This is a genomic window from Enterobacter sp. BIDMC 29, from assembly GCF_019378755.1.
Taxonomy (GTDB): Bacteria; Pseudomonadota; Gammaproteobacteria; order Enterobacterales; family Enterobacteriaceae; genus Enterobacter; species Enterobacter ludwigii.
The window spans coordinates 3,104,261-3,118,330 of record NZ_CP080000.1; the positions used below are offsets into that span (position 1 = coordinate 3,104,261).

At 55.3% G+C, this 14,070-nt stretch carries 12 protein-coding genes and 1 other RNA gene; 4 read left to right on the forward strand and 9 right to left on the reverse strand.

What is annotated here, in order from left to right:
* Window positions 1-29: 29 nt before the first annotated feature.
* Window positions 30-689 carry a hemolysin III family protein gene (locus tag JTA15_RS13535; RefSeq protein WP_014171517.1) on the reverse strand — a complete coding sequence of 220 codons (660 nt, stop codon included), beginning with the start codon at window positions 687-689 and terminating at the stop codon, window positions 30-32.
* A gap of 266 nt (window positions 690-955) precedes the next feature.
* Between JTA15_RS13535 and JTA15_RS13540 the strand changes: the two genes are divergently transcribed.
* Window positions 956-1,687, forward strand: coding sequence for a MurR/RpiR family transcriptional regulator (locus JTA15_RS13540; protein ID WP_040018863.1), 732 nt, complete (start codon window positions 956-958; stop codon window positions 1,685-1,687).
* A gap of 116 nt (window positions 1,688-1,803) precedes the next feature.
* Window positions 1,804-3,237 (forward strand): 6-phospho-beta-glucosidase BglA, encoded by a 1,434-nt coding sequence (gene bglA / locus JTA15_RS13545; RefSeq protein ID WP_032678925.1) that lies wholly within the window; start codon window positions 1,804-1,806, stop codon window positions 3,235-3,237.
* Window positions 3,238-3,273: 36 nt separating this feature from the next.
* On the opposite strand, the gene JTA15_RS13550 is transcribed toward bglA, so the two are convergent.
* The 8 genes from JTA15_RS13550 to JTA15_RS13585 form a co-directional block, all read right to left on the reverse strand.
* Window positions 3,274-4,017: an SDR family oxidoreductase gene (locus JTA15_RS13550; protein ID WP_014171520.1), complete on the reverse strand. Its 744-nt coding sequence runs from the start codon at window positions 4,015-4,017 to the stop codon at window positions 3,274-3,276.
* A gap of 74 nt (window positions 4,018-4,091) precedes the next feature.
* Window positions 4,092-6,965: an aminomethyl-transferring glycine dehydrogenase gene (gene gcvP, locus JTA15_RS13555; RefSeq protein ID WP_138014143.1), complete on the reverse strand. Its 2,874-nt coding sequence runs from the start codon at window positions 6,963-6,965 to the stop codon at window positions 4,092-4,094.
* A 125-nt stretch (window positions 6,966-7,090) separates the two neighbouring features.
* Entirely contained in the window at window positions 7,091-7,480 is a 390-nt protein-coding gene (gene gcvH / locus JTA15_RS13560) for a glycine cleavage system protein GcvH (RefSeq protein WP_014171522.1), read from the reverse strand.
* A gap of 23 nt (window positions 7,481-7,503) precedes the next feature.
* A complete protein-coding gene (gene gcvT / locus JTA15_RS13565) occupies window positions 7,504-8,598 on the reverse strand; it encodes a glycine cleavage system aminomethyltransferase GcvT (RefSeq protein ID WP_020883724.1) in 1,095 nt (364 codons plus the stop codon).
* A gap of 430 nt (window positions 8,599-9,028) precedes the next feature.
* On the reverse strand, window positions 9,029-10,231 hold the full coding sequence (ubiI, locus tag JTA15_RS13570; RefSeq protein WP_219372401.1) for an FAD-dependent 2-octaprenylphenol hydroxylase: 1,203 nt from the start codon (window positions 10,229-10,231) through the stop codon (window positions 9,029-9,031).
* A 12-nt stretch (window positions 10,232-10,243) separates the two neighbouring features.
* The gene (gene ubiH, locus JTA15_RS13575) at window positions 10,244-11,422 is read right to left on the reverse strand and encodes a 2-octaprenyl-6-methoxyphenyl hydroxylase (protein ID WP_219372402.1); all 1,179 of its coding nucleotides are present in this window, start codon (window positions 11,420-11,422) and stop codon (window positions 10,244-10,246) included.
* The gene (gene pepP / locus JTA15_RS13580) at window positions 11,419-12,732 is read right to left on the reverse strand and encodes a Xaa-Pro aminopeptidase (RefSeq protein ID WP_219373258.1); all 1,314 of its coding nucleotides are present in this window, start codon (window positions 12,730-12,732) and stop codon (window positions 11,419-11,421) included. Before pepP ends, ubiH begins: the two co-directional genes overlap by 4 nt.
* A 31-nt stretch (window positions 12,733-12,763) precedes the next feature.
* Complete coding sequence (locus JTA15_RS13585; protein WP_025203274.1) at window positions 12,764-13,342, reverse strand: YecA family protein; 579 nt, start codon at window positions 13,340-13,342, stop codon at window positions 12,764-12,766.
* A 168-nt stretch (window positions 13,343-13,510) separates the two neighbouring features.
* Between JTA15_RS13585 and zapA the strand changes: the two genes are divergently transcribed.
* Entirely contained in the window at window positions 13,511-13,840 is a 330-nt protein-coding gene (gene zapA / locus JTA15_RS13590; RefSeq protein ID WP_006811891.1) for a cell division protein ZapA, read from the forward strand.
* 41 nt (window positions 13,841-13,881) lie between these two features.
* A non-coding RNA gene (gene ssrS, locus JTA15_RS13595) (6S RNA) lies at window positions 13,882-14,065 on the forward strand.
* Window positions 14,066-14,070 lie beyond the last annotated feature (5 nt).

Below are 14,070 nucleotides of genomic sequence, written 5' to 3' on the forward strand. Positions count from 1 at the left end.
GCTGAGGCAAGAAGATCAACGTTCTGAAATTAAACCTGCCCCACATAGAGATAAATCGCTAAAAAGTGGCACACGCTACCGCCCAGCACAAACCCATGCCAGATAGCATGATTGTACGGGATACGCTTGCAGACATAGAAAATGACGCCCAGCGAGTAGACGATGCCCCCAACGGCCAGAAGCGTCACGCCCCCTACCGCCAGCTTGATCGCCAGTTGATAAACCACAATCAGCGAAAGCCAGCCCATCGTGAGATAGGTCACCAGCGACAGCACCTTAAACCGGTGCGCAATGGTCAGCTTAAACAGGATCCCCAGCAGCGCCAGGCTCCAGATAACAATCATCAGGCCACGCGACAGCGGCGAGTTAAGACCCACCAGCAGGAAAGGCGTGTAGGTCCCTGCAATAAGAAGATAGATAGCGCAGTGGTCGAATTTCTTGAGCCAGATCTTGGCCCGTTGATGCGGGATAGCGTGGTACAGCGTCGACGCCAGGAACAGCAGGATCATACTCCCGCCATACAGACTGTAGCTGGTGATGGCCATTGCGCTGGCATTCGTATCCACCGCCTGCACCAGCAATAACACTAAACCGACAATCCCAAAAACCAGGCCAATACCGTGGCTAATACTGTTGGCTATTTCCTCAGCCAGCGAATATCCCTGTGCAATTAATGGTCTGCTCACCATACAAAACTCCGGGAAAACTAACGATGAATATTCATCACCTGTCTATGCTAACTGAGAATGATTCCAGTGAACACCTGTTAGCTAAAATAATTTCACAAACATAATTTTTATCTATAAATCATGAACATAAACAAATTATTCACCTAACATTTGTTCACATTAAAATTTAATCATTAAGAATCAAGGGCATAAAATTGGATCCTGCCGACTTGCTGCATGTTATGATGGATAAATGATGTCTGAATGAGAGTTTCGCCATTGTGAGTATGTTCACCCACGCCGCCATTGCCAGTCTCAATAATCTGGAAATGATGGTCTACAACTATGTCATTAAAAATCGTGACAAAGTCATGTACATGACCATCCGCGAGCTGGCGGATGCGGCTGGCGTCTCAACGACCACTATCCTGCGCTTTTGCCGCAAACTCAACTGCGAAGGCTACTCTGAATTCCGCGTGCGCTTTAAGCTCTATTTAGAGCAGAACGAACCTCAGCAGGCAAATTTTGGTGCCAGTGAAATTATTAGCTTCTTTAAAGGCGTTAATAACGAAGAGTTCGATGCTTTATTAGATGAGGCGGTCGATATTATTTTATCTTCCGAACGTATTATATTTGTCGGTGCGGGCACGTCTGGCTCGCTGGCAAAATATGGCGCACGCTTCTTTTCGAATATCGGTAAATTCAGCAACCACATCGACGATCCTTATTTCCCGGTCACCAATGATATGGCTAAAAACGCGCTGGCGATTGTGCTGTCGGTATCCGGTGAAACTGAAGAGATCCTGCGCTTTGCCAGCCAGTTTAGCCTGCATCGCTGCAAAGTGCTCTCCATTACCAGCCACGAGCACTCGCGCCTGGCAAAGCTCGCGGACTTTAACCTCTCCTGGCATGTCCCTCAGACACGGATAGGCGGCGTGTACGATATCACCACACAAATACCCGTCATCTATATTCTCGAATCGCTTGGCCGGAAACTGGCGAAGAAACTGACAGAATAAAACACCCTGTTTTTTCGATGTGACAAATTACATTTTCAGCGAATTGTTATATCGTGACATTTAATTCCGCTTTGCTAGACTCGAACGCAATATGTCATTTACTGAGAATAGCAGCGATGAAAAAACTTACCCTACCAAAAGACTTTTTATGGGGCGGCGCAGTGGCCGCTCACCAGGTTGAAGGCGGCTGGAACAAAGGCGGTAAAGGGCCGAGTATCTGCGATGTCTTAACGGGCGGTGCGCACGGCGTGCCGCGCGAAATCACGCAGGAAGTCGTGCCGGGGAAGTACTATCCGAACCACGAAGCTATCGACTTCCATGGCCATTACAAAGAAGACATCAAGCTGTTTGCTGAGATGGGTTTCAAATGTTTCCGCACCTCTATCGCCTGGACGCGTATCTTCCCGAAAGGGGATGAAACACAGCCGAATGAAGAAGGCCTGAAGTTCTACGACGACATGTTCGATGAGCTGCTGAAATACAATATTGAACCGGTCATCACCCTCTCCCACTTCGAAATGCCGCTCCACCTGGTGCAGGAGTACGGCGGCTGGACCAACCGTAAAGTGGTGGATTTCTTTGTGCGCTTCGCGGAAGTGGTGTTTGAGCGCTACAAAAATAAGGTCAAATACTGGATGACCTTTAACGAGATCAACAACCAGCGTAACTGGCGTGCGCCGCTGTTTGGCTACTGTTGCTCAGGCGTGGTTTATACCGAGCATGACAATCCGGAAGAGACCATGTACCAGGTGCTGCACCACCAGTTCGTTGCCAGCGCGCTGGCGGTGAAAGCGGCGCGTCGCATTAACCCGGAAATGAAAGTCGGCTGTATGCTGGCAATGGTGGCGCTCTATCCGTTCTCCTGTAAACCAGAGGACGTGATGTTTGCACAGGAATCCATGCGAGAACGCTATGTCTTTACCGATGTCCAGCTGCGCGGTTACTACCCATCCTATGTGCTTAATGAATGGGAACGCCGTGGCTTCACCATCCATATGGAAGCGGGTGACGAGCAGATCCTGCGTGAAGGCACCTGTGACTATCTGGGCTTCAGCTATTACATGACCAACGCCGTGAAAGCGGAAGGCGGTACTGGCGATGCTATCTCAGGCTTTGAAGGCAGCGTACCGAACCCGCATGTGAAAGCCTCTGACTGGGGCTGGCAGATTGACCCGGTGGGTCTGCGCTATTCCCTGTGCGAACTGTACGAGCGTTACCAGAAACCGCTGTTTATCGTGGAAAACGGCTTTGGCGCCTACGACAAAGTAGAAGAAGACGGCAGCATCAATGATGACTACCGCATCGACTACCTGCGTGCGCACGTGGAAGAGATGATGAAAGCCGTCACGTATGATGGCGTGGATCTGATGGGTTATACCCCGTGGGGCTGCATCGACTGCGTGTCGTTCACTACCGGCCAGTACAGCAAGCGCTACGGCTTTATCTATGTGAACAAGCACGACGACGGTACCGGCGATATGTCACGCTCGCGGAAAAAGAGCTTTAACTGGTACAAAGACGTGATTGCCAGCAACGGCGAGACGCTTTAACGCTTTTCTCCTCTCCCCGATGGGGAGAGGAGATGTTTATTTCCCACCCGCCAGTTCAATAAAACTTCCCGTCACATACGAGGCTTTCTCGCTCAGCAGCCAGACAATCGCCTGCGCCACCTCTTCCGGCTGACCGCCACGCTGCATAGGCAGCATGGATTTGACCCTATCCACCCGGCCCGGCTCACCGCCAGATGCATGAATCTCGGTGTAAATCAGCCCGGGACGCACGCAGTTTACGCGGATCCCTTGCGCTGCCACTTCCAGCGATAATCCCGTCGTCAACGAATCGACAGCACCTTTGGACGCGGCGTAATCCACATATTCACCCGGAGCACCGAGGCGCGATGCCGCGGATGACACGTTCACGATCGCGCCGCCTTTGCCACCATGTCTGAACGACATGCGTTTTACCGCTTCGCGGCAGCAGAGGAAATAACCGGTCACGTTCGTAGCTAACACGCGGTTGATCCGTTCAGCGGAGAGGTGTTCAATCGTGGATTGTTCAAACAGGATCCCGGCGTTGTTCACCAGTGCGGTAAGCGGTCCGGCTTCACGATCGATACTGTCGAACATTGCCAGCACCTGAGCTTCATCACTGATATCTGCACGCACGGCAAACGCGTTACCCCCCGCGTCGGTAATCATCGTGATCACATCCGTCGCGGCTTTGATGTTGTGGTGATAGTTCACCGCCACGGTGTAGCCTTCGCGCGCCAGTTGCAGCGCGGTAGCTTTACCAATACCGCGGCTGGCGCCGGTGACCAGTGCAATTGCCATCTATGTCTCCTTATAAAAAAAGCCGGGTAGCGTTAACGCTGACCCGGCCTGTACACGTTATAACCGCGGAAAGATTACTGGTATTCGCTCATTGGCACACAAGAGCAGAACAGATTACGGTCACCGTAGACGTCATCGAGACGTTTCACGGTCGGCCAGTATTTGTTTGCTATGCCAGCCGGGAACACCGCCTGCTCACGGGTATAATCGTGCTCCCACCCGGAGACCAGCTCATTCTGGGTGTGCGGTGCGTTAACCAGCGGGTTATCAGCCAGCGTCCACTCGCCGGCTTTCACGCGGTCGATTTCAGCGCGGATAGCCAGCATCGCGTCAATAAAGCGGTCCAGCTCAACTTTGCTTTCAGACTCGGTGGGTTCAACCATCAGCGTACCCGCCACCGGGAACGACATGGTTGGCGCATGGAATCCGTAGTCGATCAGACGCTTAGCAATATCCAGCTCGCTGATACCTGTCTCTTCTTTCAAAGGACGGATATCGAGGATGCACTCGTGCGCCACGCGACCATCACGGCCCGTGTAGAGCACCGGATACGCTTCTTTCAGACGCGTTGCGATGTAGTTAGCATTGAGGATAGCCACCTGGCTTGCCTGCTTCAGCCCTTCCGCGCCCATCATGCGGATATACATCCAGCTGATGGGCAGGATTGAGGCGCTACCGAACGGTGCCGCAGAGACCGCGCCCTGACGGGTCAACATGCCTTCAATCTGCACTACGCTGTGGCCTGGGACAAACGGCGCCAGGTGTGCTTTCACACCGATTGGGCCCATACCCGGGCCGCCACCGCCGTGTGGAATACAGAAGGTTTTATGCAGGTTCAGGTGCGACACATCCGCGCCGATAAAGCCCGGAGAGGTAATGCCAACCTGTGCGTTCATGTTTGCACCGTCGAGATAAACCTGACCGCCGAACTGATGGACGACTTCACACACTTCACGGATGGTCTCTTCGTACACACCGTGGGTGGACGGGTAGGTCACCATGATGCAGGAGAGTTTTTCGCCCGCCTGCTCGGCTTTCGCACGCAGATCGGCCAGGTCAATATTGCCATTCTTGTCGCAGGCCACCACCACCACTTCCATACCCGCCATCTGGGCAGACGCCGGGTTGGTGCCATGCGCAGAACTCGGGATCAGGCAGATATCGCGATGCCCTTCATTGCGGCTTTCGTGATAGTGACGAATTGCCAGCAGGCCCGCGTATTCCCCCTGCGCCCCGGAGTTTGGCTGCATGCAGAGTGCATCGTAACCGGTCAGCTTCACCAGCCAGTCGGAGAGCTGGTTGATCATCAGATGGTAACCTTCCGCCTGCTCTGGTGGGCAGAACGGGTGCAGCTCGGAAAATTCAGGCCAGGTGATTGGGATCATCTCTGCCGCAGCGTTCAGCTTCATGGTGCAGGAGCCCAGCGGGATCATCGCCTGATTCAGCGCCAGGTCTTTGCGCTCCAGAGAGTGCATATAGCGCATCATCTCGGTTTCGCTGTGGTAGCGATTGAACACCGGGTGAGTCAGGATCGCATCATCACGCAGCATGCTTTCCTGGATAGAGCGGCTGTCGAGCGCGACATCTTTATCGAGCGTATCAATATCCAGGCCGTGTGCATCGCCCAGCAAGACGTTAAACAGGTTAACGATATCTTCGCGGGTAGTGCTTTCATCCAGGGTAATGCCTACCGCGTTATGGATGTCGCTACGCAGGTTGATCTCTGCCGCGTCAGCACGAGCCAGCACCGCGGCTTTGTCAGCCACTTCAACGCACAGCGTGTCAAAGTAATGGGCGTGGCGCAGTTTCAGGCCTTTCTGCTGCAGACCACAGGCCAGAATATCCGCCAGACGGTGAATACGGCTGGCAATGCGTTTCAGGCCAACCGGACCGTGGAAGACAGCGTACAGGCTGGCGATATTGGCCAGCAGGACCTGCGAGGTACAGATGTTGGAGTTCGCTTTCTCGCGACGAATATGCTGCTCGCGAGTCTGCATTGCCATGCGCAGCGCGGTGTTACCGGCGGCATCTTTTGAAACGCCGATGATACGGCCAGGCATGGAGCGTTTGAATTCATCTTTTGCGGCAAAGAACGCCGCATGTGGGCCACCGTAGCCCATCGGGACACCAAAGCGTTGTGCAGAACCGAAAACAATGTCCGCGCCCTGTTTACCTGGAGCCGTCAGCAGGACCAGCGCCATAAAATCAGCCGCGACGCTGACAACCACTTTGCGGGCTTTCAGCTCAGCAATCAGTGCGCTGTAGTCGTGAACGTCACCGGTGGTGCCGACCTGTTGCAGCAGCACGCCAAACACATCCTGATGATCGAGGACTTTGTCGGCGTCGTCGACAATCACGTCAAAACCAAAGGTTTCGGCACGGGTACGAACCACATCAAGCGTTTGCGGATGCACGTCCGCTGCCACGAAGAAGCGGTTGGCATTTTTCAGTTTGCTCACGCGCTTCGCCATTGCCATTGCTTCGGCGGCGGCGGTGGCTTCATCCAGCAGTGAAGCGGACGCGATATCCAGGCCGGTCAAATCCAGCGTAACCTGCTGGAAGTTCAGCAGCGCTTCCAGACGGCCCTGAGAAACTTCTGGCTGATACGGGGTGTAGGCGGTGTACCAGCCCGGATTTTCCAGCATATTACGCAGAATAACCGGGGGTAACTGCACGTTGGTGTAGCCCATGCCAATGTAAGACTTATAGCGCTTGTTCAGGCCGGCAATCGCCTTCAGCTCCGCCAGAGCGGCGAATTCAGTGGTGGCTTCACCCACCTGAGGCGGCGTGGCAAGCTGGATGTCTTTTGGCACAATCTGGCCGATCAGTGCATTTAATGAATCCGCGCCAACTGTCTTCAGCATCTCCTGCTGTTGCTGAGCATCCGGCCCAATGTGACGTTCAATGAAGGCGCCACGGTTTTCAAGCTGGCTTAAAGTCTGTGTCATGAGCGATGGTTCCTGAAACGTGCAGTGAATGTGTTTTCTCCCTCTCCCGGAGGGAAAGGGCTGGGGTGAGGGTGTCGTCTGTTCCCCTCACCCTACCCTCCCCCCAAAGGGGAGAGGGTTAAGGCTTACTCGTTTTCTAACAGCGCTTCGTACGCGGTGGCATCCAGCAGCGCGGCGACCTGCGATTCGTCGCTGGCTTTGATTTTGAAGATCCAGCCGCCTTCATAAGGCTCGCTGTTCACCAGCTCCGGGGAGTCGCTCAGGGCGTCGTTCACGGCAACAATTTCACCGCTTACCGGGGCGTAGATATCAGAAGCCGCTTTTACGGACTCGGCCACGGCGCAGTCATCGCCTGCTTCCACGGATGCGCCGACTTCAGGCAGGTCAACAAACACCATGTCGCCCAGCAGCTCCTGCGCATGCTCGGTGATCCCTACGGTGTAAGTGCCGTCCGCCTCTTTGCGCAGCCACTCGTGTTCTTTGCTGTATTTCAGTTCTGCTGGCACATTGCTCATTGAAGTTCTCCTGATAAAAATGATTAGGCGACCGGCTTACCGGCGCGAACAAAAATCGGTTTGGTCACGTTGACCGGCATTTCACGGTTGCGGATTTGCACCACTGCCGTTTCGCCAATGCCCGCCGGAACACGCGCCAGTGCAATACTGTAGCCCAGCGTCGGGGAGAAGGTACCGCTGGTGATCACGCCTTCACGCGGGTTGCCGTCAGCATCTGTAAAACGCACCGGCAGCTCGCCGCGCAGCACGCCTTTCTCGGTCATCACCAGGCCTACCAGTTGTTCAGTGCCCTTTTCACGCTGCATTTCCAGCGCTTCACGGCCAATAAACTCACGGTCAGCCGGTTCCCAGGCGATGGTCCAGCCCATGTTGGCCGCCAGCGGTGACACGCCTTCATCCATCTCTTGCCCGTAGAGGTTCATACCGGCTTCCAGACGCAGCGTATCGCGCGCGCCCAGACCTGCCGGCTTAACGCCGGCTTCCACTAGCGCACGCCAGAAATCGGCGGCTTTCTCATTCGGCATGGCAATTTCATAGCCCGCTTCACCGGTGTAGCCGGTGGTCGCGATAAACAGATCGCCCGCCTGTACGCCGAAGAACGGCTTCATGCCGTCGGTGGCTTTACGCTGCTCATCGCTGAACAGAGAGGCGGCTTTAGACTGCGCGTTCGGCCCCTGTACGGCGATCAGCGACAGATCATCGCGGACGGTGATGTCGATGGCGTAAGGTTCAGCGTGTTGGGTAATCCAGGAGAGGTCTTTTTCGCGGGTGGCGGAGTTTACAACGAGGCGGAAGAAATCTTCAGAGAAGTAATAGACGATGAGGTCATCAATTACGCCGCCGGAGGCATTCAGCATGCCGGTGTAGAGCGCTTTGCCTGGCGTCTTCAGTTTGGCGACGTCGTTTGCCAGCAGATAACGTAAAAACTCCCGGGTGCGGCTGCCATGCAGGTCGACAATCGTCATGTGTGACACGTCGAACATACCGGCATCGGTGCGCACCGCGTGGTGCTCATCAATCTGCGAGCCGTAGTGCAGCGGCATCATCCAGCCATGGAAGTCCACCATGCGTGCGCCGCATAACACGTGTTGTTCGTACAAAGGAGTCTGTTGAGCCATCTTTTCCTCGTTGAATAAGCAGGGCTGTCTTGCGTTTCGCACACCTGAACAGTGCCACAAAACCCGGCGCCGCGATCGCTTTCTGGACCCCGACGCAAACGTTCTCTTTTACCTGAACTTACCACCGAAACCGGCGATTAACCATAAGGTAAAACGGGTCATCACATTAGCTTATGACCTAAAAACACGAAAAAGCTTACAGAGTTATTCACTGGCAAACTGCGATTAAACCCGCATAAAATTAACATTGCTCTAACAGGATTTAGCAGATGGTGATATTTCATGCTGAAAAACGGGCGGAATTTCCGTAACATAAAAATAGTAAGATTAGATTTTCTAATGCGAAAAATGCGGTGAAATTAGATTATTTCAAACGAGTGAATTTCCCCGGCGCAGAGGCCGGGAAAACAAAGTGTGACGGGGGTCTATATTAGCGCAGCCAGTCCGGCAGGTCGTTAAGACCCATCGCCTGGCGAAGGAGTTGAGGTTTTACGCCCGGAAGGGTATCGGCAAGTTTAAGGCCGAGGTCGCGCAGCAGTTTTTTCGCTGGATTCGCGCCGGCAAACAGCTCACGGAAACCCTGCATGCCTGCCAGCATCACCGCTGCACTGTGCTTACGGCTGCGTTCGTAGCGACGCAGATAGAGATGCTGGCCGATATCTTTGCCTTCGCGATGCAGGCGACGCAACTCTTCAACCAGCTCTGCCGCGTCCATAAAGCCAAGGTTCACGCCCTGCCCGGCCAGCGGATGGATCGTATGCGCCGCGTCACCCACCAGCGCCAGACGGTGCGCCGCAAACTGACGCGCATAGCGCCCGGTTAACGGGAACACCAGCCGCTCGCTTTCAAGGGTGCATAGCCCAAGACGGTTATCAAACGCGACGCACAGCGCCTGGTTAAACGCCTCGGGAGTCGCCTCCTGCATCTGTTGCGCTTTATCAGGAACCAGAGACCAGACAATCGAACACAGGTGCGGATCGCTCAACGGCAGGAATGCCAGAATGCCGTCATTGTGGAAGATTTGGCGCGCCACCCCACCGTGCGGCTCTTTAGTGCGAATCGTTGCCACCAGAGCGTGATGGCGATAGTCCCAGAACGTCAGCGGAATATCCGCCTTGTTACGCAGCCAGGAGTTGGCACCGTCAGCGCCCACAACCAGTCGCGCGGTCAGCATGTCACCGCTTTGCAGGGTGATAAAGGCGTCGTTTTCTCCCCAGGCAACCTGCTGGATTTGCGCCGGTGCCAGCAGCGTGACATCGCTGCAGGACTGCGCCTTTTGCCACAGAGCATGGTGGATAACGGCATTTTCGATGATGTGTCCCAGATGGCTGTAGCCCATGCTTTCATCATCAAACGCGATATGACCAAAGCTGTCTTTGTCCCACACTTCCATGCCGTGATAACAGCTGGCACGCTGCGCCACGATATCTGACCAGACGCCAAGGTGCGTCAGCAACTTTTCACTGGCCGCATTGATTGCCGAGACGCGCAGTTCCGGCGGCGCGTCCTGCGCGACAGGCTGAGGCACGTTTTGCTCCAGTACCGCAACGCGCAGGCCGCTGCCCTGTAAACCACAGGCCAGCGCCAGTCCTACCATTCCGCCGCCAACGATGGCGACATCAACATTTTGCACGGTGATAACTCCTTAACGCGCGACCCAACCAAGAGTCCGCTGCGCCAGCACGTCACGTGCCGGAATGAATAATTCCATCGCCATCAGCCCAAGATTGCGGCCTGCAACCAGGGGGGCCCAGCGATTGGCAAACAGGTGCACCAGACCATCCGTCACACCAATCGTCGCCTCTTTATCTGCCCGGCGTCGCTTCTGGTAATGACTGAGCACCGACCAGGCACCACAGTCTTTTTGCTCGCTCCACGCCTGTGAAAGCGTTTCTGCCAGGCTCATCACGTCGCGAAGCCCGAGGTTAAACCCCTGCCCGGCGATGGGATGCAATGTCTGCGCGGCATTGCCGACCAGCGCCATGCGATGGGAGATGGACTGCGAGGCGGTGGTCAGCGACAACGGGTATACGCTCCGCTTTCCCGTGTGGGTAATACGTCCCAGCCGCCAGCCAAAGGCTTTTTGCAGCTCGGTACAAAAACGTTCGTCAGACCAGGTCTGTATCTCAGCCGCGTTGTCCTGCGGATGGCACCATACCAGCGAACTGCGATCGTGGGACATGGGCAGCATCGCCAGCGGGCCATGCTGCGTGAAACGCTCAAAAGCGCGGCCGTTGTGAGCGCCCGCTGTCGAAACGTTAGCAATGATGGCCACCTGCCCGTAGGGCTGTTGTCGCCACTCCACGCCGCACTGCGTGCCGAGCGAAGAGCGCGAACCGTTTGCCGCTACCAGAAGCTGGCCTTCAAGGACGGTACCGTTATCCAGCACCACGTTGACCGACGCGTCACTGCGGCTAAAACTGGCCACACGCGCCGGGCAATGCAGAGTCACGCCTGGCGCATCCTTAAGCAGGCGGAACAGGCGTAACCCGACGTCGTGCAGCTCCACAACCCGGCCCAGCGCATCTATACGGTAATCATGCGCATCCAGAGTAACGAAACCGGCATGACCGCGATCGCTGACGTGAACGGTGTTAATCGCCGTCGCGCAGTCGGCTATCGCCTGCCAGATGCCAATGCGTGAGAGTTGCTGACAGGTACCCTGCGCCAGTGCAATGGCGCGGGCATCAAAACCGGGGTGATCAGAGGCCTCTGGCGCAACGGCCTCCACCAGATGCACCGGCAGTTTTCCCTGCGTAAAATGCGAGATGGCCAGTGCCAGCGTGGCTCCGGTCATCCCGCCGCCAACGATAATCACGCTCATACGCGTGCCGCTGCCATCAGCGCCTCGATATCGTCAGCATTTTTCACGACACTGGCGGTCAGGTTTTCGTTGCCGGTTTCGGTAATGACGATGTCATCTTCGATACGAATGCCAATCCCACGGTATGCTTCCGGCACGTCGGCATCCGGCGCGATATACAGCCCCGGCTCAACGGTTAATACCATGCCTGGCTCCAGCACGCGGGAACGATCGGCAGCGTATGCTCCCACGTCATGCACATCCAGCCCCAGCCAGTGGCTCAGGCCGTGCATAAAGTACGGACGATGCGCGTTCTCGGTAATCAGGGTATCCACGTCGCCTTTCAGGATACCGAGCTTCACCAGACCGGTGATCATGATGCGCACCACTTCGCCGGTCACTTCCTGAATGGACGTGCCTGGACGGTACAGCCTGAGCGCCGTCTCGAGCGATTCGAGGACGATGTCATACACCGCGCGCTGTGCGGGGGTGAATTTACCGTTCACCGGGAACGTACGGGTAATATCGCCCGCATACCCCTGGAATTCGCATCCGGCGTCAATCAACACCAGATCGCCATCGCGCAGCGCACTTTCGTTTTCGGTGTAGTGCAGAATGCAGCCGTTTTCACCGCCGCCGACAATGGTGTTGTAAGAAGGATAACGCGCGCCGTGGCGGTTAAATTCGTGATGAATCTCCCCTTCCAGCTGGTATTCAAACATTCCCGGGCGGCATTTCTCCATGGCGCGGGTGTGCGCCAGCGCGCTGATTTCCCCCGCGCGGCGCATCACGTCCAGCTCTTCCGGGGATTTGAACAGACGCATCTCATGCACCACCGGACGCCAGTCCGTCAGGGTGGCTGGCGCGGACAGATTCTGCCTCGAACCTTTGCGCAGCTTATCCAGAGCGGTAAAGACAATCTCATCGGCATACGCATACTCGCCCTGCGCGTGGTAAAGCACATCCAGGCCATTGAGCAGTTGATAGAGCTGCTGGTTGATTTCACTGAATGCCAGCGCCCGATCCACCCCCAGCTTCTCTGGCGCAGCCTCTTGCCCTAAGCGGCGGCCGAACCAGATTTCGGCAGCGAGATCGCGTACGCGGTTAAAAATCACGCTGTGGTTGTGGGTGTCATTACTCTTAATCAGCACCAGTACCGCTTCCGGCTCGTTGAAGCCGGTGAAGTACCAGAAATCGCTGCTCTGGCGATAGGGGTATTCGCTGTCGGCGCTGCGCGTCACTTCTGGCGCAGCAAAAATCAGCGCGGCGCTGCCCGGCTGCATATTGGCCAGCAGCGCCTGACGACGGCGCGAATACTCTTGATTTAAGATAACCATGACACCCTCCTGTGCGTTATTTTTCTTAATGTAAGGTTGGCTTGCGGACTTCCGGCGCGGTCGGCTGCGAACGCGTAAAGTGATCGTGGCACAGCAACGCTGCAACGCGAACGTATTCGATGATCTCTTCGAGAGACATTTCCAGCTCTTCCTGGTCTTCGTCTTCATCGTAGCCCAACTGCGCAATGTTACGCAGATCGTCGATCGCCTCACCCGCTTCGCCGGTCACTTTATCGAGTTTCGGCTGCGTGACGCCCAGCCCCAACAGGTAGTGGTTGACCCAACCTGCGAGCGCATCGGCACGATCGAAGACGCTGACGTCATCGCCTTCAGGCAGATAAAGCTGAAAAAGGAAGCCATCGTCTTCCAGCGAATCGCTGATCGCGGAGTGCATTTTACGCACGGCTTCCGCCAGCTCGTGACCAAACGCCAGCCCTTCGTTCGTCAGGTCGTGGATCAGCGGCTGCCATGAGCTGTCGCTGTTTCCACCGCACAGCATGCCACTGATCAGACCGTGCATTTCCGCAGAGGTTAAACCGACTCCCTGCTGGTTCAGTAACTGGTTTAAATCCTTGTAACCAGGCATTTCGTTCTGTATAGACATGCGCATTCGTCATCGTTGGGAGGAATATTCATGATATGCTACCACTTTGGACCCTGGTGATACCAGAAAAGGGCTTGTATCTTCACATCAGGGTAGCTATAGTGTCGCCCCTTCGCAGCCCCCGGGGCAGTAAGCGAAGGCAGCGCAGTCAATCAGCAGGAAGGTGGCATGTCTGCACAACCCGTCGATCTCCAGATTTTTGGCCGTTCACTGCGAGTGAATTGTCCACCTGAACAAAGGGATGCCTTGAATCAGGCTGCGGACGATTTGAATCAGCGGTTGCAAGATCTCAAAGAACGCACTAGAGTCACAAATACTGAGCAGCTGGTTTTCATCGCCGCGTTGAACATCAGTTATGAACTGACTCAGGAAAAAGCGAAGACCCGCGATTACGCGGCAAGCATGGAGCAGCGCATTAAAATGCTCCAGCAGACCATAGAACAGGCATTGCTTGATCAAGGTCGCAATCCCGAAAGACCGGGACCAAAGTTTGAATAACACTTCTCAGTTGACTATGGTAGAGTAACTGTGAAGACAAAATTTCTCTGAGATGTTCGCAAGCGGGCCAGTCCCCTGAGCCGATATTTCATACCACAAGAATGTGGCGCTCCATGGTTGGTGAGCATGCTCGGTTCGTCCGAGAAGCCTTAAAACTATGACGACACATTCACCTTGAACCAAGGGTTCAAGGGTTACAGCCTGCGGCGGCATCTCGGAGATTCCCTCTC